The organism is Amycolatopsis regifaucium (assembly GCF_001613935.1).
GTDB classification, from domain to species: Bacteria; Actinomycetota; Actinomycetes; order Mycobacteriales; family Pseudonocardiaceae; genus Amycolatopsis; species Amycolatopsis regifaucium.
This window is the reverse complement of record NZ_LQCI01000006.1, coordinates 45,324-69,229: the sequence shown is the minus strand read 5'-3', so window position 1 is coordinate 69,229 and position 23,906 is coordinate 45,324. Positions and strand designations below refer to the sequence as shown.

21 protein-coding genes are annotated in these 23,906 nt (G+C 68.8%); 15 read left to right on the top strand and 6 right to left on the bottom strand.

Annotated elements, in window-relative coordinates; genetic code table 11:
- The 9 genes from AVL48_RS08870 to AVL48_RS08830 form a co-directional block, all read left to right on the top strand.
- A partial coding sequence (locus tag AVL48_RS08870; RefSeq protein ID WP_063054091.1) for an HNH endonuclease signature motif containing protein occupies nt 1-1,190 on the top strand: 1,190 nt, incomplete at its 5' end.
- Nucleotides 1,191-1,391: 201 nt separating this feature from the next.
- A complete protein-coding gene (locus AVL48_RS08865; protein WP_061986995.1) occupies nt 1,392-2,018 on the top strand; it encodes a hypothetical protein in 627 nt (208 codons plus the stop codon).
- Between the two features lie 176 nt (nt 2,019-2,194).
- Nucleotides 2,195-2,572 (top strand): DUF1801 domain-containing protein, encoded by a 378-nt coding sequence (locus AVL48_RS08860; protein WP_061986993.1) that lies wholly within the window; start codon nt 2,195-2,197, stop codon nt 2,570-2,572.
- A gap of 13 nt (nt 2,573-2,585) precedes the next feature.
- Nucleotides 2,586-2,978 carry a YchJ family protein gene (locus AVL48_RS08855; protein WP_061986991.1) on the top strand — a complete coding sequence of 131 codons (393 nt, stop codon included), beginning with the start codon at nt 2,586-2,588 and terminating at the stop codon, nt 2,976-2,978.
- Nucleotides 2,979-3,142: 164 nt separating this feature from the next.
- Complete coding sequence (locus AVL48_RS08850) at nt 3,143-6,241, top strand: glycosyl hydrolase 2 galactose-binding domain-containing protein (RefSeq protein WP_177242371.1); 3,099 nt, start codon at nt 3,143-3,145, stop codon at nt 6,239-6,241.
- Nucleotides 6,242-6,344: 103 nt separating this feature from the next.
- Entirely contained in the window at nt 6,345-6,749 is a 405-nt protein-coding gene (locus AVL48_RS08845) for a helix-turn-helix transcriptional regulator (protein WP_061987135.1), read from the top strand.
- 5 nt (nt 6,750-6,754) lie between these two features.
- Nucleotides 6,755-7,150 (top strand): VOC family protein, encoded by a 396-nt coding sequence (locus tag AVL48_RS08840; protein WP_061986987.1) that lies wholly within the window; start codon nt 6,755-6,757, stop codon nt 7,148-7,150.
- Between the two features lie 40 nt (nt 7,151-7,190).
- Complete coding sequence (locus tag AVL48_RS08835) at nt 7,191-9,059, top strand: Na+/H+ antiporter (protein ID WP_082857585.1); 1,869 nt, start codon at nt 7,191-7,193, stop codon at nt 9,057-9,059.
- An 18-nt stretch (nt 9,060-9,077) separates the two neighbouring features.
- Nucleotides 9,078-9,764, top strand: coding sequence for a histidine phosphatase family protein (locus tag AVL48_RS08830; protein ID WP_061986985.1), 687 nt, complete (start codon nt 9,078-9,080; stop codon nt 9,762-9,764).
- Here the strand turns inward: AVL48_RS08830 and AVL48_RS08825 are convergent.
- The 3 genes from AVL48_RS08825 to AVL48_RS08815 form a co-directional block, all read right to left on the bottom strand.
- Nucleotides 9,727-10,494, bottom strand: a complete 768-nt coding sequence (locus tag AVL48_RS08825; protein WP_061986983.1) for an ABC transporter permease — start codon at nt 10,492-10,494, stop codon at nt 9,727-9,729. The two genes, AVL48_RS08830 and AVL48_RS08825, sit on opposite strands and share 38 nt — an antisense overlap.
- A gap of 40 nt (nt 10,495-10,534) precedes the next feature.
- A complete protein-coding gene (locus AVL48_RS08820; RefSeq protein ID WP_061986982.1) occupies nt 10,535-11,020 on the bottom strand; it encodes an MmpS family transport accessory protein in 486 nt (161 codons plus the stop codon).
- Between the two features lie 196 nt (nt 11,021-11,216).
- Nucleotides 11,217-11,621, bottom strand: a complete 405-nt coding sequence (locus AVL48_RS08815) for an NUDIX hydrolase (RefSeq protein ID WP_061986981.1) — start codon at nt 11,619-11,621, stop codon at nt 11,217-11,219.
- 30 nt (nt 11,622-11,651) lie between these two features.
- Here AVL48_RS08815 and AVL48_RS08810 point away from each other — a divergent pair, with 30 nt between their 5' ends.
- Nucleotides 11,652-12,344, top strand: coding sequence for a helix-turn-helix domain-containing protein (locus tag AVL48_RS08810; RefSeq protein WP_061986980.1), 693 nt, complete (start codon nt 11,652-11,654; stop codon nt 12,342-12,344).
- Here AVL48_RS08810 and AVL48_RS08805 read toward each other — a convergent pair.
- Nucleotides 12,275-13,798, bottom strand: coding sequence for an FGGY-family carbohydrate kinase (locus AVL48_RS08805; protein ID WP_061986979.1), 1,524 nt, complete (start codon nt 13,796-13,798; stop codon nt 12,275-12,277). The genes AVL48_RS08810 and AVL48_RS08805 overlap by 70 nt on opposite strands.
- 158 nt (nt 13,799-13,956) lie before the next feature.
- Between AVL48_RS08805 and AVL48_RS08800 the strand changes: the two genes are divergently transcribed.
- The 3 genes from AVL48_RS08800 to AVL48_RS08790 all read left to right on the top strand — a co-directional run bounded on the left by AVL48_RS08800 (nt 13,957) and on the right by AVL48_RS08790 (nt 16,598).
- The gene (locus AVL48_RS08800; protein WP_061986978.1) at nt 13,957-14,937 is read left to right on the top strand and encodes a LacI family DNA-binding transcriptional regulator; all 981 of its coding nucleotides are present in this window, start codon (nt 13,957-13,959) and stop codon (nt 14,935-14,937) included.
- A gap of 324 nt (nt 14,938-15,261) precedes the next feature.
- The gene (locus AVL48_RS08795) at nt 15,262-15,843 is read left to right on the top strand and encodes a hypothetical protein (RefSeq protein WP_061986977.1); all 582 of its coding nucleotides are present in this window, start codon (nt 15,262-15,264) and stop codon (nt 15,841-15,843) included.
- Nucleotides 15,844-15,941: 98 nt separating this feature from the next.
- Nucleotides 15,942-16,598: an RES family NAD+ phosphorylase gene (locus tag AVL48_RS08790; protein ID WP_061986976.1), complete on the top strand. Its 657-nt coding sequence runs from the start codon at nt 15,942-15,944 to the stop codon at nt 16,596-16,598.
- 107 nt (nt 16,599-16,705) lie between these two features.
- Here the strand turns inward: AVL48_RS08790 and AVL48_RS08785 are convergent, their stop codons facing one another.
- Together AVL48_RS08785 and AVL48_RS08780 are read right to left on the bottom strand one after the other, a co-directional pair.
- Complete coding sequence (locus AVL48_RS08785; protein ID WP_061986973.1) at nt 16,706-18,670, bottom strand: S9 family peptidase; 1,965 nt, start codon at nt 18,668-18,670, stop codon at nt 16,706-16,708.
- Between the two features lie 30 nt (nt 18,671-18,700).
- Complete coding sequence (locus AVL48_RS08780) at nt 18,701-19,675, bottom strand: TerC family protein (RefSeq protein ID WP_061986972.1); 975 nt, start codon at nt 19,673-19,675, stop codon at nt 18,701-18,703.
- 317 nt (nt 19,676-19,992) lie between these two features.
- On the opposite strand from AVL48_RS08780, the gene AVL48_RS08775 reads away from it, so the two are divergent.
- On the top strand, nt 19,993-22,914 hold the full coding sequence (locus tag AVL48_RS08775; RefSeq protein ID WP_082857584.1) for an alpha/beta fold hydrolase: 2,922 nt from the start codon (nt 19,993-19,995) through the stop codon (nt 22,912-22,914).
- On the top strand, nt 22,907-23,866 hold the full coding sequence (locus AVL48_RS08770; RefSeq protein ID WP_061986970.1) for an ABC transporter permease: 960 nt from the start codon (nt 22,907-22,909) through the stop codon (nt 23,864-23,866). The genes AVL48_RS08775 and AVL48_RS08770 overlap by 8 nt, the downstream gene beginning before the upstream one ends.
- Nucleotides 23,867-23,906: the final 40 nt, after the last annotated feature.

Here is a 23,906-nt window from a genome sequence, read left to right as displayed (position 1 = left end):
ATGGCGTGCGGCAGTTTCTGCGGGTGATGCGGATGGCGTCCGCTGGGTTGGGGCAGTTGTTGGCGGAGGTCGAGTCTCGTGGTGTCAAGGACTTGTACGGTTATGGTTCGACGGTGGCGTGGTTTGCTGATGTGGCGGGGTTGTCGTCTCGTGAGGCGGGTCCGGTCGTGCGCCGCGCGATCGCGTTGAATCCGACTCGCGCGTTGGATGGCACGGAGGTTCCTCCGGTGGCTCCCGCGACGGCTGCGGCGGCTGCTGAGGGGGCGATCGGGGATCATCGGATCGATCAGATTCTGGAGTTTTTGGGGAAGATCCCGGCGGAGGTGTCGCCGGAGGATCGGGAGTATGCGGAGAAGACTCTCGCTACTTTGGCCCGGAAGGCTGGGCCGCGGGAGCTGGCGGATGCCGAAGCGCAGGTGCTGGGCTGGCTGGACCCGGATGGCAAGGAGCCGAAGGATCCTGAACCGGCCCCACCGTCGAGGGAAGTCACGCTGGAGCGTCGTAAAGACGGGTTCTGGAAGCTGTCCGGTCTCCTCGATGACGAACTCGGGGCCCGGACCGCCGCTGTGCTCGACGCCTACGCGAAGCCTCGTCCGGTCGATGAGGTCGGTCAGGCGGATCCGCGCAGCAAGGCCGAACGCCAAGGTGACGCGTTCGCGGAGGTGCTGGATCTGGCGATCGCGTGCCCGGACCAGCCCGGCACCTCCGGGTATCGGACCCTGCTCCATGTCACCATCGGGCTCGAAGAACTCAAGTCCGGGATCGGGACCGCGTGCCTGGACTTCGTCGGGGCCCTGACCGCTCGTGAAGCGCGGCTCGCCGCCTGCGACTGCCTCATGCTGCCGATCGTCCTCAGTGCCGCTGGGGAACCCCTCGACGTGGGACGGCTGAGACGGTTCGTCACTCCCGGCCAACGACGCGCGTTGAACATCCGCGACCGGGGATGCGCGTTCCCCGGCTGCCATCGGCAGCCGAAGCACTGTCACGCCCACCATATTGATCACTGGGCAGACGGCGGCCCGACTGATCTCCGGAACCTGGTGTTGCTGTGTGGCTTCCACCACCGGCTGATTCACCACGGCGATTGGGAAGTCCGGATGGCGGCCGACGGGCTACCCGAGTTCACACCGCCCCAGTATCTGGATCCGTTACGAAGACCCCGGCGCGACACCCTCCACCGCGCCGCTTAACCCCGCATGACCCGAGGAGCCCGCCAGCCACACCGGCGACGGACCCCTCGGCATGCCTCCAGTACGGGAACTGTCCAATTCCGGCGAGAACCGGAAATCCCACTGCGCCATTCGGGCGTATTCGCGCGGGATCCCTCGTTTCATCTTCGAAGCGCGGAGCAGGATCGACCGTTCCGGACTTGGGAGGGGACGGAACGCCTCATGGTGAATCAGCCACGTGGCCCGGATGGCCGCTGGATCAAGTACAAATACGGCGTTGGCGCGGCCGCGTTGGGGGTCGCCGTGGCCGCCGGGAGCGGACTGGGCGGCGGCACCGCCGCTTCCCTCGATTCCGCCGCGAGCCAAGCCCTCAAAGGCAAAACCTCCGGCAAGAAATCCGCGCAGAAGGGCCGTCAATCCGAAGCATGGCAGCGCCTCGGCTGGCGTCAGCTCAAGAAGACCGCCAAGCGCGAACTGAAGTGTGGCCCGCATTCCTTCGGCGAAGTCCAGCGTTTCTTCCTGCGCCATCCTTGCGTCGATCTCGACCGCATGTTCGTCACGGTCGATGACGGGTCCGGCAACAAGATCGCCGTGTCCGTCGCGTGGGTGAAGATGCCCAAGGCCAGCGAGACAGCCGACCTGAAACGGCTCGTCGACAAGGACGGCACCGGCAATGTCGCCCTCCTCGGCGAGGGACAGCACGGCGAACGCTTCACCGGCGAGGACTACGACTCCCGCCTCGACCGGAAGCTGGTCGTGATCGCCGAATCGGCTCGCGTCGCCGGACGGCCGAGCGAAGCGACGCTGGAGACAGCCGTCGAGATCGCCGTCGAATTCCCCGCACCTTGACCGTCAGCTGTCGAACGGACCGCAGGACGTCAATAGCCGAGCAGAGCGACCTACCTCCCGGCTTCTGCACTGGAAGCACGAGACCAAGCCACCGCCTACCGAATATTTTTTTTGTCTTGACAACTTGAGCCTTCGGACGGTTAGCTGATCGCACACTGACCGAAGGGATCCCAGTCATGGCCAAGTTCGCGAACGTCGACGACTACATCGCCGCCCTGCCCGAAGACCTGCGCGAGGTCGCGACCGCGCTGCGCCCGATCGTCAACGCCGCCCTGCCGGGCTCCATCGAGGCGATGTATCACGGCTCCCCCACCTGGAGCGCGGGCGAAGCCGCGGGAAAGAACCTCGTCTGCCTGATGAAGGCGTACTCCTCATACGTCACCTTCGCCCTATGGAAGGGACAGCTCGTCAACGATGAGTCAGGCAAGCTGGAAGCGAGCGCTCGCCAGATGGCGCACGTCAAACTGCGCTCGCTCGCCGACATCGACGCCGACCTGTTCACCGGCTGGCTCAAGGAGGCACGGGACCTCGAAACCGCCGCGGCGGCACGATGACACAATCGCCGTCGTGCCCGCGATCACCGACGAATCCCGCTGCCCATGCGGCCTCGGCGAGCCCTACGGCGCTTGCTGCGGCCGCTTCCACCGGGGAACCGCGACAGCGCCGACGGCCGAACTCCTGATGCGGTCGCGGTTCAGCGCGTTCGCCGTGGGCGACACCGCGTACCTCACCAGGACCTGGCATCCGGACACCCGGCCGTCGGACCTTCAGCTGGACCCGGGGCAGCGCTGGACGTTCCTGGAGATCCTCGGCAAGACCGGGGGAGGCCTGCTGGAGAACGAGGGCACCGTGGAGTTCCGGGCCCACTACCGGCAGGACCGCCGAGCCGACAGCATGCAGGAGAACAGCCACTTCGTCCGCGTGGACGGGAAGTGGATCTACGTGGCGCCCGTCAGCTGACCAGGTGGCCGCGCCTCCTCCGAGTCCGACTCGCTGCCGACAAACCCCTCACGAGGGTCTGTTCCCCAGGTGACGGGACGGCTACTATCGCACCCAATTGTTAGGGAACTTTCTTAACGATATCCACCCCAGGTCCGCCGCCGTGTGCCCGAGGAGGCGCGCTCGTGAGTTTTCGGCAGAAGAGAACCCGGATTCCGTTACTGGCCATGACCGTCACCGCGCTGGCCGCCGCGGTCTGCGGGGTGACCACCGCTCCCGCCGCCACCGGCGCGGAAGTGGCCGTACCGCTGGCCGTCGGCGCCGCCGCGGGCAACGCCACCCCGATCCCCGGTTACGTGATCCAGTCCTCGGCACAGGTCAGCGACGATTCGGCGGTGTCGAAGCCGGGCTTCCCCACCTCCGGCTGGTACCCGGTGTCGTCGCGGTCCACGGTCTACGCCGGTTTGCTGCAGAACGGTAAATACGCCGACCCGTTCTACTCGACGAACATGAAGAACGTCCCGTCGGCACAGTTCGCCGTGCCGTGGTGGTACCGCACCGACCTCAACGTCGAGGACACCTCGTCGCGCACCTATCTCGACTTCAGCGGTGTGCTCTCGAAGGCCGACGTCTGGGTCAACGGCACCAAGATCGCGACGAAGGACCAGGTCAACGGCGCCTACACGCGGCACGACCTGGACATCACCGCGCATGTGCGCGCGGGTGTCAACAGCGTCGCCTTCAAGGTGTACCCCAACGACCCCGACAACGACCTCTCCATGGGCTGGATCGACTGGGCGCAGACCCCGCCGGACCAGAACATGGGCATCGTCCGTGACGTCCTCGTCCGGCGCGGCGGCCCGGTCGCGCTGCGCAGCGCGCACGTGGTCCAGAAACTGAACTCGACCCTCGACCACGCCGACCTCACGGTGAAGGCCGACGTCCGCAACGACACGGCGAACGCGGTGCAGACCACGGTCGCCGGCACAGTGGCGGGCAAGCCGGTCAGCCAGACGGTCTCGCTGGCGGCCAAGGAGCGCAAGACCGTCACCTTCGGCGTGGTCGGTCTCGACAAGCCGAACCTCTGGTGGCCCGCCGGGATGGGCTCGCAGCACCGGTACGAACTCGACCTGACCGCGAGCGTCGGCGGCACGCCGTCGGACACCTCGAAGTCGAAGTTCGGTGTCCGCGACGTCAAGGCGCCGCTGAACTCCAGCGGCGGTCGGCAGTACAGCGTCAACGGCAAACCGCTCCTGATCAGGGGCGGCGGTTACACACCGGACCTGTTCCTGCGCTGGAACGCGACCGCGGCGGCCGACAAGCTCAAGTACGTGCTGAACCTCGGGCTCAACACGGTCCGGCTGGAAGGGCACATCGAACCGGACGAGTTCTTCGACCTCGCCGACGACCTCGGCGTGCTGACGATGCCCGGCTGGGAATGCTGTGACAAGTGGGAAGGCCAGGTCAACGGCGAGGAGAAGGGCGAACCCTGGGTCGAATCGGACTACCCGATCGCCAAGGCGTCGATGTTCTCCGAGGCCGAGCGCCTGCGTGACCACCCGAGCGTCATCTCCTTCCACATCGGCAGCGACTTCGCCCCGGACCGGCGGATCGAGCAGGGTTACCTCGACGCGATGAAGGCCGCGGACTTCACGCTCCCGGTGATCCCGTCGGCGTCGAAGCGGCCGTCCCCGATCACGGGCGCGTCCGGCATGAAGATGAACGGCCCGTACGACTACGTCCCGCCGGTCTACTGGTACGACAAGTCGCAAAAGGAACGTGGCGGCGCGTGGAGCTTCAACTCTGAGACCAGCGCGGGCGTCGACATCCCGACGATGGACACGCTGAAGCGGATGATGTCGCCGAGCGAACTGGAGACGATGTGGAAGGACCCGTCCGCACCGCAGTATCACCGTTCTTCGTCGTCCACGTTCGCGAACCTGAAGCTGTTCGGTGACGCGCTCACCAAACGGTACGGCGCGTCGGCGAACCTGACCGACTTCGTGCGCAAGGCGCAGCTCGCGCAGTACGAGAACGTCCGCGCCGAGTTCGAGTCGCACTCACGCAACTACACCGACTCGACGAACCCGTCGACCGGGTTGATCTACTGGATGCTCAACAGCCCGTGGACCTCCTTGCACTGGCAGCTGTTCGACGCCTACATGGACCAGAACGGCGCCTACTACGGTGCGAAGAAGGCCAACGAGCCGCTGCACATCCAGTACTCGCACGACAACCGCTCGGTCGTGGTGATCAACCAGACGTCGAACGCGGTGAGCGGGCTGACGGCGACCACGAAGCTGTACAACCTCGACGGCACGGAGAAGTACAGCAACACCAAGACCGGGCTGTCGGTCGGCGCGCTGGGCGCCAAGGCCACCGCGGTCACCGTTCCGGCGGTGAGCGGGCTGTCGACGACCTATCTGGCGAAGCTGGTGCTCACCGACTCGTCCGGCAAGGAGGTCAGCCGGAACGTGTACTGGCTCTCCACCAAGGCGGACACGCTCAACTGGGGCGCCAGCGACTGGTACTACACCCCGCAGTCGGCGTTCGCGGATCTGTCCGGGCTGAACAACCTCGGCCAGGCGTCCGTCGGCGCGACGGCGAACTCGGTCGCCGGTGCCGACGGCACCACCACCACGACCGTGACACTGAAGAACACCTCGGGCGGCAAGCTCCCGGCGTTCTACGTCGACACGCACATGGTGGATTCCGCGGGCAAGCCGGTTCTCCCGGTGGAGTGGAACGACAACGCGGTGAGCCTGTGGCCGGGTGAAACGACCACGCTGACCGCGAAGTACCGCACGGCCGACCTCAAGGGCTCCAAGCCTTCGGTGCGGGTCTCCGGCTGGAACACCGGGACGCAGACCGTTCCGGCCGATGGCTCCGGCCCCGGCCCGGGCAACCCGGTCGACTACCAGGCCGAGGACGCCACGATCGTCCAGGGCGCGGTGGAGTCCAACCACGCCGGCTACACCGGCACTGGTTTCGTCAACTACGACAACGTGGCGGGCAGCTCGGTCGAGTGGACCGTCACCGCACCGGCGGCGGGCACCTACGACGTCGTCGTCCGGTACGCCAACGGGACGACGACCAGCCGCCCGCTGGACTTCTCCGTCAACGGCTCGATCAGTGCGTCGGGCGTCGCCTTCGGCGGAACCGGGGCGTGGCCGACCTGGACGACGAAAACCGTCCGGGTGACCCTGGCGGCGGGGGTGAACAAGATCAAGGCGGTCGCCACCACGGCGAACGGCGGCCCCAACGTCGACAAGATCACCCTTTAGGACGGGAATCGCCAAAGGCCCCTTCGCCGCCCGGCGAAGGGGCCTTTCGGCGTACGCTTCCCGGGTGACCGGCAAACCCGACCCGCGCCTGCGCGACCTCGCCATGCTGCGACGCGTCCGCGACCGGATCGACCGCGACTACGCGCAACCGCTCGACGTCGAGGCGCTGGCGCGGGGCGTCCACGTCTCCGCCGGGCATCTGAGCCGCGAGTTCCGGGCCGCGTACGGCGAATCGCCCTACAGCTACCTGATGACCCGCCGGATCGAGCGGGCCATGATGCTGCTGCGACGCGGGGACATGTCGGTCACCGAAGTCTGCTTCGACGTCGGCTTCTCGTCACTGGGCACCTTCAGCACACGGTTCTCCGAGCTGGTCGGCATGTCGCCGAGCGCCTACCGAAAACAGGCGATGGAAGACGGCCGCGGCATGCCCGGCTGCGTCGTCAAACAGGTCATGCGGCCGATCAGGAATAAAGAAGCGGCTCCTCCGCGCGCCGACCTACCTTGAGTCGCATGACCCTCTCGATTCACGCGTCCTTCCTCCCCGCCGACGATCTCGAGGCTTCACTTTCCTTCTATCGCGACATCCTGGGCTTCGAAGTACGTGAGGAAGACCCGGGCCGGGTCCTCGTGGGCGCACCGGGACAGCCGCGGACGTCGATCGCGCTCCAGTCCCCTGTCGCCGATCCGGAGCTGACCGAAGAGGAACGCGTCACGATCGCCGAACTGATGGCGAAGGGCACCTACGCGACCATCTTGCTCGCCACCCGGGACCTGAACGCGACGTTCGACCGGATCCAGGCGACCGGCGCCGATGTCGTCCAGGAACCCATCGACCAACCCCACGGCGTCCGTGACTGCGCTTTCCGCGACCCGGCGGGCACCCTGGTCCGGATCGAACAGCGGTAGCCCTGCCTCGGTGCGCGCGCGCCGGAGCCCTCGGGTGATGATGGGCGGTGTGGAGATCGCGGTAGAACTCGTGGCACTGGTGGTGGCCGTCCTCCTGGTCACCGCCGCGGCGCGGAAACTCGACTGGTCGGCGCCGCTGTGCCTGATCGCCGTCGGGGTCGTCGCCTCGTACGTCCCCGGCGTCCCGGAGTACGAACTGGACCCGGAGGTCGTCCTGCTGGGGTTGCTGCCCCCGCTGCTGTACGCGACCGCGATCCGCACGTCGCTGATCGACTTCCGCCGCAACCGCGGACCCATCCTGTTGCTGTCGGTGGGCCTCGTCATCTTCACCACGGCCGCGGTCGGCGTCGTGGCGTGGCTGGTGATCCCCGGTCTGCCGCTCGCCGCCGGGCTCGCGATCGGCGCGGTGGTCGCCCCACCCGACGCGGTGGCGGCCACCGCGGTCGCCCGCAAGGTCGGCATGCCGCGCAAACTGACCCGGCTGCTGGAGGGCGAGAGCCTCTTCAACGACGCGGCCGCGCTGGTCGCGCTGCGGACCGCCATCGCGGCCATCGCGGGTTCGGTCAGCCTGCTGCAGGTCGGCGGGGATTTCGTGCTCGCCGCGGGCGGTGGGCTGGTGATCGGGGTCGCCGTCGGCGCGATCGCCGCGATGATCCGCACCCACCTCGAAGACCCGGTCACCGACACCGCGCTTTCGCTGGTGGTTCCGTTCGTCGCCTACATCGCCGCCGAGGCGATCCACGGCTCCGGGGTGATCGCCGTGGTCGTCGCGGGCCTGATCCTCGGGCACAAGGCGCCCAGCATGCTTTCGGGCCGGTCCCGGCTGGCGAGCAGGCTGAACTGGCAGACGATCCAGTTCCTGCTGGAGAACATCGTCTTCCTGCTGATCGGCCTGCAGGTCCGGCGGATCATGACCGAGGTCGGCCACAGCGGGCTGAGCTGGTCCCAGCTGGTGCTGATCTGCGCCGCCACGCTCGCCGCGACGATCGTCACCCGCATCGTCTGGATGGCCGGTATCGGCCTGGCGAGACGGGTGTTCCGCCGTCACGCCTGGCCATGGCGGTACTCGGCGGTGATCGCCTGGGCGGGGATGCGCGGGGTCGTCACGCTCGCGGCGGCGTTCGTGCTGCCCGCCGACACCCCGCAGCGGGCCGTGCTGGTCCTGGTCGCGTTCGTCGTCGTGGCCGGCACGCTGGTGCTGCACGGGACGACGCTGCCGGTGCTGGTGCGGCGCCTGAAACTGCCGCCGCCGGATCCCGCCGAAGACGCGTTGCAGGAGGCCGCCGTGCTCAACAACATGACGCGGGCCGCGATCGAGCAGCTGGACAAGATCCGGACTCCTGACGACCCCGACGACATCGTCGAGCGCCTGCGCAGCCGCCTTCAGCACCGATCCGATTCGGCTTGGGAGGAGCTCGGCAGGCAGAGCACGCTGACCGAGACGCCGAGCGACGCGTATCGGCGCCTGCGGCTGAAACTGCTCGAAGTCGAACGGGCGAAGTTCCTGGAGGCGCGCGACTCCGGCATGGCCGATGATGATGTCCTGCGCCGGATCCTCGAACGCCTCGACATCGAGGAATCCATGCTGGACAGGGAGGAGGAGACCGTGCCGGACTCCGATCGTGAACTGCGCACGCCCGCCGCGACGGCGGGCTCCTGCAAGCATCTGACCAAGAGTTGGCCAGAAGTCCAGCCCGATGCGCCCGGCGAATGCGCGGTCTGTGTCGAGAACGGGATGACCTGGGTGCATCTGCGCGAATGCGTCAAATGCGGGAACGTGGCCTGCTGCGACTCGTCACCGGGCAAGCACGCGACCGAGCACTTCCACGACACCCTGCACCCGGTGATGCGCAGCCACGAGCCCGGCGAGACCTGGCGCTGGTGCTTCGTCGACAAACAGCTGGGCTAGCTCGGTATCGTCCGGGGTATGAGCACCCCTGAGCAGGAAGTCGAATACCGCCAGCACCGGTTCTCGCCCCCGCCGGGGTCGACCGAGCTCTTCCTTGTCCGCCACGGGGAATCAGCCCCGGCGAAGGGCAGCGCGCCGTTCGACCTCGTCGACGGGCAGGCCGATCCGGACCTCGCGCCGGAGGGCCGGGATCACGCCGAGCGGGTGGGCCGCCGTCTGGCGGACGAGCGGATCTCCGCGTTGTACGTGACGACACTGCGCCGGACGTCGCAGACCGCGGCGCCACTCGCGGCGAAACTCGGGCTCACGCCGGAACTCGAAGCCGACCTGCGGGAGATCCACCTCGGCGACTGGGAGAACGGGCTTTTCCGGCGCTACACCCACGAAGGTCACCCCATCGTCGAGCAGTTGTGGCGCGAGCAGCGCTGGGACGTCATCCCCGGCGCGGAGACGATGGAGGCGTTCGGCGGCCGGATCAGGGCGGCCATCGGCAGGCTCGCGGCGGCCAACCCGGATAGGCGGATCGCCGTGTTCACCCACGGCGGCGTCATCGGCGAGGTCTTCGCGCAGGCGAGTGCCGCGAAGAACCGCTTCGCGTTCCTCGGAGCGGACAACGGCTCGATCTCCCACCTGGTGGTCTCCGGCGACAACTGGATGGTGCGACGGTTCAACGACACGTCGCATCTTCAGTCGCCTTTCGGCTGATCCGGCCCGCCGCGACCAGGTGCACGGCGACCAGGACCGCGGCGGCCTCCGCGGCCAGCAACCCGATGAGCACGAGCACCTGGGTCACCCCGGCCTGCACCGGCCCGGCGCCACCGAGGAGGACACCGACGTAGGCGCCGGGCAGGGTCACCAGGCCGACCGTGCGGGTCTGGTCGAGGGCGGGGATCAGCGCCTGCCCCGCCGAAGGGCGGCAGATTTCCAGCGCCGCCGGACGCCGCAGGAAACCCAGCGCCAGCGCGGCTTCGTACTCGCCGTGCCGTGACGAGAGTTCGTCCAGCGCGCGCCGCGAGGCCTGGGAGGTCGCGGACATCGCGCCGCCGATGACGATCCCGGCGATCGGCACGACCGCGATGGGCCGCCACGGGACCACCCCGGTCGCGAGTACGAGCGTCAGCACCGGCACCACGCCGGACGCGATGGCGAGCGCGACCCACGCGAGATCCTTCGGCACGCCGATCCGGCGCGCGGAGGTGACCGCCGCGATGGCGAACATCAGCAGCACGAATCCGCCGGTCAGCCAGCCGGACTTCAGGATGCCGACGATCACCAGCGAAACGACGGCGAGCTGCACCACGGCCCGTGCGGCCGCGAACAGCACCGCCCTGCCCTGCCCCAGCTGCCCGAACCGCACCACGGCCGCGCCGAAGATCGCCAGCACGGCGAGGACCACGGCGAGCACGGGGCCGAACGCGATCGCACCATCAGTCACGCCGGTGATCCTGCCGCAGAAACGCGGTCGGACTCGGGAACTACGCCGTGCAGGTCACCGGAGCGCCCGGGGCGGGAGCGGTGTGGTCGCTGACGACCACCCCGTCGACGACGATCCGGCACTTGAGCGTGCCGCGGCCCGAGCCCTGCGCGGAGACGCTGTAGAACTCGTCGCGGTCTTCCTGGCTCGCGCGCTCGAAGGTGGCGCTCCACGGCGTCGTGACCTCGGTCTTCTGCATGAGTTCCGAACCCTGCGCGACGTAGGTGACGTTCTGCGCGCCCTCCGCGCCGGAAAGCTCGTAGACGACCGAATGGGTCACGGTGCGCACGGCGGCCGCGGCCTGTTCGACCCGCGGCGCGGGCGGGCTCTGCACCGGCCGCGACGCCTTCGGGAGTACGTAACTGGTCAGGGTGACGGCGACGACCATCACCCCCAGCACGACCACGACCGTCCCGAGTGGCTTCAGCCTGCCCGGGGTCCCCGATGCCGGCGCCGATGCCGAAGGGGTCGCGGTGGGAACACCCATGGAGAGGTCTTCTCTCGTCCGAGCGCACTTCCAGCGAGTGCGTCGACTACTTCTCGCTCGAAGGTGACTCCGCGTTAGCCGTTATCGGGAAGAAACCCGATATTCACCCTTTTGGGTGTCCCGAAGATCGGGAACGGCAGGTCATCGGGCTATCGGCGTAAACAGACTGAGCCGGATGGCTCACTTTGAGTGATACCTAATCCACGTGCCCCGCGTCCGCGAGCAACCCGAGGACACGCCGCCCCGCCGGTGGGCACAGATGGGCGTCGGCCGAAGTGAGCCAGGCCGCCTCCGCGATCTCCCGGCCGGGCTCAGGCTCACCGCGATGTTCGGCGGTGTAACAGGTCATCCGGACCCGGCGGCCGTCGGCGTAGCCGTCGGCCTGCTCGTTCAGTACCGCGAAGAAGCGGAAGCTCAGCGGGTCGAGCTCGACACCGAGTTCCTCCCTGATCTCCCGGCACAGCCCGGCGACGTCACCCTCCCCCGGCTCGCGTTTGCCCCCTGGCAGGTAGAACTTGGCCTTCCCCTCGGTCCGCACCGACAGCAGACGACGGTCGCGGACGTGGATCCAGGCCAGTGAATCGATCTCTGCTTCCGACACGCCCTCATTCTGTCGTGGCACTGGGGCATCATGGCAACCGTGTATCGGGAGACGACGGCCCCCGGCGCGCTGAGCGCCGTCGTGCGCTGCCTGTGGGAGGACACGGGACAGGCGCCGAAGCGGATCGTGCCCGACGGCTGCGTCGACCTGGTCGAGTGCGGCGACGAGGTCTTCGTCGCCGGACCGGACACCACGGCCTGGACCTGGGAGACACCGCCCGGTGTCCGGGCGCGGGGCGTGCGGTTCACCCCGGGCCGGGCGGGCGGCGTTCTCGGCCTCGGCGCCGACGAACTGCGTGACCAGCGCGTTTCCCTGGCCGACCTGTGGGGCAAGGAAGGCGAGTCGCTGGCCGATCGGGTGCTCAGTGGCGCCGCTTCGCTGACCGACGTCGTCGCGGAACGCCGTGCCGGAAGAGCCGACCGGGAGGTTTCGGCGTTGATCGCCAGACTGGACAGCGGCGTTCCCCGCGTCTCGGCCGCGCTGGCGCGGTTCCCCACCGGGGAGAGGCAGTTGCGGCGGCGGTTCACTTTCGCGGTCGGCTACGGCCCGGCGACGTACCTGCGCGTCAGCCGGTTCCAGCGAGCCATCGCCCTCGCGAGTTCAGTGCCTGATCTCGCCTCGCTGGCGTTCTCGGCGGGTTACGCCGATCAAGCTCATTTGAGCCGGGATTGCCGGGAGTTCGCGGGCGTGAAAGCGAGTGAATTCTTCCGCGCCAGGAAATGAGCGATGTCCACTGTGGACCGATAGAGTGCGCGGTAGTGCGGATAGAACTCGTCGTAGACGTCGGCGTCCGCGCCGGGGCGGACGATCTCGGCCACCGGGTTCCACGCTTCGACATCCGGCTCCCGGCCCAGCGCGATGGACGCGAGAACGGCGTCACCGAACGCGGCACCGATGGTTTCCGCGGGGATCTCCTGCTCGATCCGCGCGACGTCGCTGACGATCCGCGTCCACCCCCCGCCCCGCGTCCCACCGCCGACGGCGACGAACCGGCGCGTGCCGCCACCGGCTTCCCGCATGGCTTCGAGGTTGTGCCGCACCCCGTACGCCGTCGCTTCCAGCGCCGCGCGGTACAGCTCGGCGCGGCCGTGGGAGGTGGTGAGCCCGGCGAGGACGCCGCGGGCGTCCGGATCCGGTATCGGCGTCCGTTCCCCGGCGAAATAGGGCAGCATCAGCAACCCGCGGCTGCCGGCCGGGACCTCGTCCGCCGCCGCGGCCAGCTCCCCGAACTCGCCGCCGACGAGATCCCGGAGCCAGTCGGTGATCGCACCGGAGGTGGCCATCCCCGCCGCGAGCGAATAGCTGCCGGGGAAGACGCCGCGGGTCGTCCACAACCCCGGCCCGGGGCGAGGATCGGAGAGCACCTGGATGAGGAACATCGTGGTGCCGTACATGAGCATCGTGTCCCCTGGCGAGGTGACGCCGGCACTGGTCGCCTCCGCCCAGGCGTCCACCGTTCCGGCCGTCACCGGGATTCCTCGCGGCAGCCCGGTTTCCGCGGCCGCCTCGGCGGTGACCGAGCCGACCACCTCGGTCGGCCACGCGAGCCTGGGCAGCTCGATACCGGGGGCGATCGCGGCGACCCGGTCCGGCGCCCACCGCGCTTCGCGCAGGTCGTACATCGGGTCGCATTGGCTCGCGGAATGATGGTCGAGAACGTATTCACCGGTCAGGCGCAGGACAAGGAACGAACTCGCCATCAGGAAGAGTTTCGCGCGGTCGAACACCTCCGGCTCGTTCTTGGCGAGCCAGCGCCATTTCGGCCCGACGGCCTGCGAGCCGAGTGCGCTCCCGCCACGTTCCACAATGGATTCTTCGCCGAGTTCCCGGGTCAATTCGCGGATTTCGTCGTGCGCACGGGTGTCGACGCCGTAAAGGATCGCCGGACGCAACGGTGTGCCGGACGCGTCCGCGGGGAGAAGCACCGGGCCGATCCCGCTGACCGACACCCCGATGATGGGATGATCCCCGGCCTCCGCCGAGAGTTCCCTCGCCAGCACGAGGAAATCCTGCCACCACACGGTTTCGGCGTCGTGCTCGAACCAGCCCGGGCGGGGGCGGGAAGTTCGGTGCGCCCGGGCCGCTCGTGCCACCACCGTGCCCCGGGAATCGACGAGGACACCTTTGGAACTCGAGGTGCCGATGTCGATGCCGAGCACCAGGCCCGGGTCGCCCACGGCACCTCCGAAACTCCGAAGCGCGATCAAACGCGACTGGCGATCAAAGCGACCAGCGATCAAAGCGGGTAGCGCGATCAGCGGATGGTAACGATTGTCGGCCAAGCTATTCTTCCCGTGCGAAGGTGTCAAGAACACCTGCAGAAGGGGAGGTCGCGGTGGCCACCATCAACGACGTCGCGGCGAAGGCCGGGGTCTCGACGGCGACCGTGTCGAGGACGCTCAACGGAAAGTCCACTGTGGATCCGGCGCTCGCGGCGCGGGTGCAGGCCGCCGCCGCGGAATTGGGATACCACCCGAACGGGCTCGCGAGGAATCTGCGCCGTCAGGAGACCGCGGTGCTCGCACTGATCATCTCCGACGTGGAGAACCCCTTCTTCACCGCGATCGCCCGCGGCGTGGAGGACATCGCGCAGACGGCGGGTTACTCGGTCGTGTTGTGCAACGCGGACGACAACGAGGAGAAGGAGCGGCGCTACATCGACGTCGCCCTCCAGGAGCGGGTCGCCGGCGTGGTGCTCTCCCCTACCGGCCGGGCCACCAACGTCGACCGGCTGACCCAGCGCGGCACGCCCGTGGTCGCCGTCGACCGGCCGCTGCAGGCGAACACCGGCGACCAGGTGCTGGTCGACACCCGGCTCGCCGCCCGCGACGCGACGCGGCATCTGCTCGGCGGCGGCTATCGGCGGGTCGCGTGCGTCAGCGGGCCGCCAGGGGTACGGACCGCCGAAGACCGGCTGGCCGGCTACACCGACGCCGTCGGCGCGGAGAACGCGCTCACCCGGCGCGCCGAGTTCCGGGCCGAGGGCGGCAGGCTCGCCGCGCTCAGCCTGCTCGACGAGCCGGAGCCGCCGGACGCGCTGCTGGTCGGCAACAGCGCGATGGCGATCGGCGTCCTGGAGGCGCTGGCCTCACGCGGCCTGCGCTCCGGCCAGGACGTGGGGATCGTGTCCTTCGACGACGCGCCGTGGACCACGCTCATCCAGCCGCCGCTGACAGTGGTCGCCCAGCCGGCGAACGAGGTGGGCAAGGTCGCCGCCGAATTGCTGCTCGCCCGGATCGGGGACAGCACGCGCAAGGCCACGACGACCACGCTGCAGGCGAAGCTGATCGTGCGCCGGAGTTCACGGCGCGAGTAGGCGATGTGCACGACGTGCCTGGGCGACCGGTTCGCACCGGCCGCCCAGGAACGCCCCACCCCCTTGTTCCCCCAAGCCGGCTCCACACCAGCCGGGTTCTCCGAAGCGGTGGGAAGAAATCGTTTACCTTTCGGACGGTAAATTCCTACTTACGACCTGTCAAGCCGAAGTCCTGGACAAGCTCGCCCGATCCGGGCAGACTATGGCGAAATTGCCTACTGCGCGTGTTTGATTCCGTGCGCTCTGTGTTCATCTCTGGTGAATTCTCCCACGAAATCGAGATGAGAGCGCACGAACCCGCACAAACGCGTTACCCTAGGCGCTATGTCCATAGCGCTCGAGAACGTTCTCGCCAAGGCGGGCCTCAAGGTCGACGCCAACGAGTTCCTGACCCTCGTGGAGGACGCGGCGCGGAGGCTGTCCCCGCCGAACCCCGATCCGTCGCATTACTTCTCGGCGGATCAGCGTGCCGCGCTCACCGACGTCGGCCTGGACCTCTCCCCCCGCGCCGAGGACGAACCGGACTTCCGTGCCCGCACGGTCGCCGCGCACGCCGTCCTCGCGGATTCCGCGCTGAGCGTCCTGGAGGCGGCGAAGGCGCTGGGTGTGGACGACAGCCGTATCCGCCACCGCCTCAAGGAGGGCAGGCTGACCGGCTGGAAGGACCAGGGCTGGCGGCTGCCCGCCTGGCAGTTCACCGGATCCGGGGTCTTGCCCGGTCTGGAGGTGGTGCTGCGCGCGGTGCCCGAGGACCAGCCCGCACTCGTCGTCGCCACGTTCATGAGTACGCCGCAGACCGAGCTGGTGATCAACGACCACCCCGCCACCCCGCGCCAATGGCTGCTTTCCGGTGGCGACCCCGAGCACGTCGCCAGACTGGTGGCCACCCTCGGATCCCCGTTCTGAGCGGGTTCTGCCGACGACGGAAAATTCCAGTCGGGGGTAGGCCGTAGGCTGACCCCACCGAGCAAGATCACCCGACAAGGACGGACGACTCCCGAGGTATGGCCCGGCTCCCCCTGCCGCCCGCACGCTCTGTCCTGGTCAAGGAGCTGCACCGCACCAGCGACGTGGTGACGGTGCATCCCGGCACCAGGCTGGTCAGGATCTTCACCGCGCACGGCAACCACCCCCAGCAGTGGAATTCGTTCCGCTACAGCGGCCCGCTCCCGCACGGCCGCTTCGACCCGCAGATCCCCGGTCGTGGCGGGCGCCCGGTGACCGACCCCGGCAACGGTGTCCTGTACTTCGGCCTCACCGTGCGCACCAGCATCGCCGAGGTCTTCCAGACCACCTCGACGGTCGACCGCAAATCCCGCGGCCCGCGCCTGGTCGTCGTCCGGCCGACCCGCACCCTGCGGCTGCTCGACCTCGCCGGCCTGTGGCCGACCCGCGTCGGCGCCTCGCAGGAGATCTCCAGCGGCCCGAAGAAGATCACCCAAGCCTGGGCACGCGCCATCCGCGCCGCGTTCGGCGACCTCGACGGTGTCTGGTACCGGTCGTCCATGGACTCCGGCGGCCCCGCGCTCGCGCTGTGGGACCCGCCTGCCGGGAACTCGCTGCCGGTCGCGCCGGACGTGCTGCTCCCCCTCGACCACCCAGGGCTCGACGTCCCGCTGGGCCGGGTGTGCGAAGAACTGAACTACACGCTGCTGAGCTGACCCCGGCTCGCTGCCGCTACCGTCCCCTCGCGCGTGCAATGAAGGGGCCTTTCATAGCAAAATTTGCTATGAAAGGCCCCTTCATTGCACGTGGGATGAACCCATGATCAGAGGTGGCGACCCCACCACTCCAGTACCGCGTCGAACCGCTGCACCCGGTGCCGCGGTTGTCCCGAACGCGTGAGTTCGTGACCCTCGCCCGGGAACAGGAGGAACTCGGCGGGCGTCCCGTTCTGCCGCAGCGCCACGTACATCCGCTGCGCCTGCTCCAGCGGGCACCGCCAGTCCTGCTCGGAGTGCGCGACCATGAACGGGATGTCGATCTTCCCCGCGTAGGTGAGCGGGCTGCGCTTGCGCTGCTCTTCGAGGTCGGTGCCGACGTAGCCCTCGGCGAAGAACCAGCCGATGTCCGAGCTGCCGGTGAACGAGTCGTGGGCGTTGACCGCGCGCTCGCTCCACGCGGCGCGGAACCGGCCGCCGTGGTGCGCGGCGAGCCAGCTGGTCATGAAACCGCCGTACGAACCACCCATCACGCCGACGCGGTCACTGTCCAGATCGGGCAGTTTCAGCGCTTCGTCCAGCAGGGTCAGCAGGTCCAGCGCGTCCACGGTGCCGAAGCCGTGGACGATGCTGCGACCGTGGCTCTCGCCGTATCCGGCGGAACCGCGCGGATTGCCCAGGATGACGGCATAACCCGCCTCGGCGAGAACCTGCGCTTCGTCGAAGACCTTCCACTCGTACGGCGCGAACGGTCCACCGTGGATCATCAGCACCACGGGATGCGGGCCGTCGCCTTCGGGCCGCACGACCCAGCCGTGCACCGGGTAGCCGTCGGACGCGGTCGCGTCCAGTTCCTCCAGCGGCCGGATCCCGGTGTCCCGCAACGCCTTCGAGTAGTCGGTGAGCACACGCGGCTCAGCGTCCACTTCGGACAGGAGAACGACGTCACCGGCGCTCTCGGGCGTCCCGACGACCGCGGCGATCCGCCTGCCGTCGACGGCGAACGATTTCACCGCCGCGAATTCGCCCGCCAGGTACCGCAACGATTCGAGTTCCGCCAGCTCGGCGCCGAGCGGAACGGCACGCAATTCCGCGGCACCGCGGGTGCGGACCACGACGAGAGCCTCGTCGCCGACGACGGCCGGTGGGCCCGCCGCGCTGTCGCAGTCCACCGATTCGACGTCGGTCAGCCGACGCGGAGAGGACGGCGCGTCACCGTCGGGCCACGGCGCCTGCCAGAGCCCGGTGTTGCGGGCGACCTCCTCCAGCCCCGGGAATTCGGTGCCGTAGAACAGGATCGAGCCGTCCGGAGCGGCAGCGGGCTGGGCCGCGGTGCCCGGCGTCCGCACCAGCAGGCGAGGCTCGCCGCCCGCGGCGGGTACGGCGTAGACGTCCGAGCGGACGGTGTCCTCGACGGCCCAGTCACGGGGCGCGACGATCAGGACGAACTCGCCGTCGGTCGTCCAGGAAGGATGTTCGACGTCGGCCCGGTCGTCGGTCAGCGGAGTGAGCTCGGGGGGCGAGGACTCGTCCAGCGCGGCGACGGCGTCCACGACGAACAGCCGCTGTGGACGGTCGTTGAGGAAGCCGATGTCGTCGACCCGGTAGAAGAGGTTGGTGATGTGCCGCGGCGCTTCTTCGTGCGGCTCCGGGATTTCGCCGTCGGCGTTCTGCGTGCCGTAGCGGCCCGGCTCGGGCACACGGGCGACGAAGGCGATCCGGCGCGAGTCGGGGGCCCAGACCGGCGCGCTCGCGCCGAGGGGGAGGTCGGTGATTCGCTTCGCGTCACCCCCGGCCGCGGCGATGACGTGTACCTGCGGTTTGGCCGCCCGGCCGGAGCCTTCCCCCGCGCGGAGGAAGGCGACCCACCGGCCGTCCGGGGAGAGGGCGGGGGCGGAGTCCTTGGTCCCGTGGGTCCAAGGCCCTTCCCCGCCGCCGAGGTCGACCCGGCGCAGGCCACCGCGGTAGCTGTTCGTCTTCAGATCAGGCCTGCTCACGGCGGTGAGCAGCAGGTCTCCGCGCAGCGCGGGGGTGCCGGGGACCGTCAGGGCTTCGATGTCAACGGGACGCACGGCCCCGACGGTACCCGATCCTTAGCAGTTCTAACTACTGATCGAAGACTCCCGCTCGGCGGCTTCCAGTTTCTTGGCCTTCGCGAGGCTGGCCAGCGTCGTCACCGTCAGGACCACGATGATCACTCCCAGGGAGACCCAGTTGTTGATGTCCAGCCAATCCGGCACCACGTGGTACTCGTGCAGCGCGTGCAGGAACAGCTTGGCGCCGATGAAGGCGAGGATCACCGCGAGGCCGTAGGACAGGTACACCAGCTTGGTGACCAGGCCACCGAGCAGGAAGTACAGCTGGCGCAGGCCCATCAGCGCGAACGCGTTGGCGGTGAAGACCAGGAACGCCTCCTGGGTGATGCCGAAGATCGCCGGGATCGAGTCGACGGCGAACAACAGGTCAGCGCTGCCGATCGCGACGATCACCAGGAACATCGGGGTGATCCAGCGCTTGCCGTCCTTCTTCACGAAGGACTTGTGGCCGTGCCACTCCTCGGTGACCGGGAACAGCTTGCGCACCCAGCGGGTGAGCGCGTTCTCCTCGTACTCCTCGTCTTCGTCCTTGTTCCGGACCATGCTGATCGCGGTCCAGATGAGGACGGCACCGAAGAGGAAGAAGACCCAGACGAACTGCGCGATGAGCGCGGCGCCCACGGCGATGAAGACACTGCGCATGGCGAGCGCGAGCAGGATGCCGATCAGCAGCACCCGGTGCTGGTGGATCGCGGGCACCTTGAACGACGTCATGATGATCATGAAGATGAACAGGTTGTCGACGCTCAGCGAGTACTCGGTGATGTACCCGGTGAAGAACTCGACGCCGGGGTCGTGCCCCGCGAAGATCCAGACGCCGACCCCGAACGCCACGGCGACGGCGACATAGAAGACGACCCATCGGGCGGCTTCGCCGGTGGTGACCTCATGTGGCTTGCGATCGACGATGACGAGGTCGAGTGCGATCAGCGCGAGCAGACCGCCGACCGTGGCGATCCATAGCCACAGGGGAACAGACATCTAACCAACCCTCCGGATAGTGCACAGCAGCAACTAACCGGAGGTCTCTTCCGCCGGTACGAGACCGGCCGACGGTGCCGGGGGCCTGCGAAGACCACCGTGCTGACGACACCGCCGCGAAGGAATACTCCCCTCACAGCCGGTTCAGTTTGACCTGTCTGTACGCATGACGCCAGTTAAGGTTGCCCTTGTCACCAAGATGATGGCGTAACTCCCATCACATTCTTCAGTTCACCAGGTAGGAGTACCCGTTCCGGTGGCGGCCAACCTCACGCTTGTGTGGTCCGCGTAAGCCGGATGGGCGACTCTCAGCATCGGTGAAATACGGTCATTCCGTGCCCCGAATCCCGCTCCCTCGTACGCGAGGCGCGAAGCTCACCGCGCTCGCCGCGGTCGTGGTGGTCCTGGCCGCCGCGGCCGTCGTGTGGACGACCAGCGACCCCGCGCCGTCCGCCGTGAAAACCCAGGAAGCGACCCTCGATCTGCCCGACACACCGGGCTCGCCGGAGGTCGTCAAGATCGACACCACGATGTACGTCCCCGAGCGGACACCGGCCCCGGCCGTCCTGCTCGCCCACGGTTTCGGCGGTGACAAGAACAGCGTCGCCACCGAAGCCCGCGAACTCGCCGACAAGGGTTTCGTCGTCCTCGCCTGGTCCGCCCGCGGTTTCGGCCGCAGCACCGGGAAGATCGCGCTGAACGATCCCGACCGCGAGGTCGCCGACGCCCGGAAGCTGATCGACCACCTCGCCACCCGGCCGGAGGTGCTCAGTGAGAACGGCGACCCGAAGGTGGCGGCGTCCGGCGCCTCCTACGGCGGCGCGCTGTCCTTGCTCCTCGCCGGAACCGACAACCGCGTCGACGCGATCGCGCCGGTGATCACCTACAACGACCTCGCACAGGGCCTGATCCCGAACGCCGCCTCGGCCACGCCCTCCGCCGCCACCACACCCGCCGCGGGCGCATTCGCCGCGAACGGAGTCTTCAAAAGGTCTTGGGCCGGCATCTTCTTCTCCGCCGGTTCCGGCGCGGCGCAGAGCGGCTCTCCCGCCAACGAGGCACCCGAAGCCGGTGACGAGACTAGCGAATCCGGTGCGGCACAGGGCGCGGGCGCGGCGGGGGCCGCGGCGCAGTCGCTCCCGCTCGGTGGCCCGAACGGCCAGCGGCCGCCGAGCGGACCGGCCGACCCTTGTGGACGGTTCACCGCCGACGTCTGCCAGGCCTACACCGAACTCGCGACCACCGGCAAGGCGAGCCAGCGGACCGTCGAGCTGCTCCGCCGCGTCTCCCCCGCGTCCGTGACGGACCGGATCACCGTGCCGACCCTGCTGGTGCAGGGCGAAAGCGACACCCTGTTCGGCCTGGACCAGTCCGACGCGACCGCCAGGCAGATCGCCGCGGCGGGCGGCAAGGTCCGCACGATCTGGTACACCGGCGGCCACGACGGCGGAAAGCCCGGCCAGAAACTGCGGGCGCAGATCGCCGATTTCCTCAAGTTCTCGCTGACCGGCGAAGGCACCGATCCCGGCACCGGGTTCAGCTACGACATCCAGGGCACCCTGCGAGCCAACGGCGCCCCGTCGGTCCGCACGGTCACGGCGCCGGCGTACCCGGGCGCCACCGGCGACGCCACCGAGCGGCGGCCGTTCGCGCTGGAGGGCCCGGCCCAGTCGGCCGTCCGGCCCGCGGGCGGCAACCCCGCGGCGGTCAGCGGCATTCCCGGGCTGAACGGAGCGGTGGCCGGATCCTCCCGGCTGTCGGGGCTGTTCAGCCTCGACCCGCCGGGCCAGGCCGCTCAGTTCACGACGCGCCCCCTCGACGCGCAGACGATCGTGGCCGGTTCGTCCACGGTCCGGCTGCAAGTCTCCGCGGACCCTTCTGTGAACTCGTCCGGGGTCGCGCCGCAGAAGGAAGCGGTCCTGTTCGCGAAGCTCTACGACGTCAACTCGGAAGGTGTCCGCACGCTTCCGGCGAACGCGGTCGCCCCGTTCCGCGTCTCCGGTCTGCCCGCCGACGGCAGCCCGGTCGAGGTGACGGTCACCCTGCCGGGCATCGTGCGGCCGCTGGAGGCCGGGCACACGCTCCGGCTCGTCGTCGGGACCACCGATCAGGCGTTCACGACGCCGGTCGAACCCGCGGTGTTCCGGATCGGACTGGCGGACGGCGGACAGCTCGGCGTCCCGGTCGTCCCCGGCAACTCGGTCGGCGCGGGAGCGCCCGTCGCGCAACTGCTCGGGATCGGCGGCACGCTGCTGGCGGGCATCGCCATCGCGGTGATCGCCGCGTTCCGCCGCCGTCGCGCCCACGACGTCGACGAGAGCCTGGCGAAGACGCCGCTGGTGATCGAAGGACTGCGCAAAGCCTACGCGGGCGGCTTCGTCGCGGTGAAGGATCTGTCGTTCCGGGTCGAACCCGGACAGGTCCTCGGCCTGCTCGGGCCGAACGGGGCGGGCAAGACGACGACCCTGCGCATGTTGATGGGCCTGATCACGCCGACGGAGGGCTCCATCCGGGTCTTCGGCCACCTGATCGCGCCCGGCGCGCCGGTGCTATCGCGGATCGGGTCCTTTGTGGAGGGTTCAGGCTTCCTGCCGCATCTGTCCGGCAAGGAGAACCTGGAGCTCTACTGGGCGAGCACGGGCCGCCCCAGGGAACGGGCGCATTTCGCCGAGGCACTGGAGATCGCCGGGCTCGGCGACGCGGTGAACCGGCGGGTCCGCACCTACAGCCAGGGCATGCGGCAGCGGCTCGCGATCGCCCAGGCGATGCTCGGCCTGCCGGAGCTCATGGTGCTCGACGAACCGACCAACGGGCTCGACCCGCCCCAGATCCACCAGATGCGGGAGGTGCTCCAGCGCTACGCGGCGACCGGACGCACCGTGGTGGTCTCGAGCCACCTGCTGGCCGAGGTCGAGCAGACCTGTACGCACGTGGTCGTGATGCACCGCGGCATGCTGGTCGCCTCGGGTGAGGTCGGCGAACTGGCCGCGTCCAGCGGCGAAGCCACGTTCCGCGTCGACAAACCCGCCGAAGCGGCCGAAGCGCTGCGGAAGGTCGGCGGCGTTTCCGGCGTCGACGTTGACGGCGAACTGGTCCACGCGGATCTCGACGGTCTCGCCCGCGCCGAAGCGGTCGCCGCGCTCGTGCGGGCCGGGGTCGCGGTCGAACAGGCCGGACCGCGGCGCCGTCTGGAAGACGCGTTCCTTCAGCTGGTCGGAGAGGACTCGAAGGGTGAGTAAGACTAATGGTTCTTCCCCGGTGAGCCGGGCGGAACACGGGGTGCACACCGACCCGGCCGCGCTGCTGGAGCTGACCGAGGTCGCTTCGCACGAACGGACCGAGGTCGGCCCGGACGGGGCGGTGGCGGGCTACCGCGCCGACCGGACGCTGCGGCTCGGCGTCGAACTGAAACGGCAGCTCAAACGGCGGCGGACCCAGCTCATGCTGGGGTTCGTCGCGCTGCTGCCGTTCGTGCTGGTGATCGCGTTCGAAATCGGGCAAGCCAGTCCGAACCGCCGCAGCGGCGGGTTCGTCGACCTCGCCACCGCGAGCGCGCCGAACTTCGTGGTGCTCGCGCTGTTCGTCTCCGGGACCTTCCTGCTGCCGATGATCGTGGCGTTGTTCTACGGCGACACGATCGCGAGCGAGGCGTCGTGGTCGAGCCTGAAATACCTGCTCGCGATGCCGGTCCCCCGGCATCGGGTACTGCGGCAGAAGGCGATCGTCTCCGGCATCCTCTCCGCGGCCGCGCTGATCCTGCTGCCCTTGGTGTCGCTGGTGGTCGGCGTCATCTTCTATGGCGCGGGCGACGCGATCAGCCCGACCGGGGACGCCGTGTCGTTCGGCGACAGTCTCGTGGCAATGGGGCTGGCGACGATCTACATCATCCTGCAGCTGGCGTGGGTGGCCGGTCTGGCGATGCTGCTCTCGGTCGCCACCGACGCCCCGCTCGGCGCCGTCGGCGGCGCGGTGATCGTAGCGATCGTTTCGCAGATCCTCGACCAGATCACCGCGTTGGAAGGGCTTCGGGATTATCTGCCGACGCATTTCGCGTTCTCGTGGATGGACCTGATCTCAACCGACATCGACTGGACGAACATGGCCAACGGCATGTTGTCGGCGGCGTTGTACGGCACGGTGTTCTTCCTGCTCGCCGGTCGGCGATTCGCGAAGAAGGACATCACCAGCTGAGAGCGTTTCCGCACCGGAAAACCACCGGGGTCCACCGGGA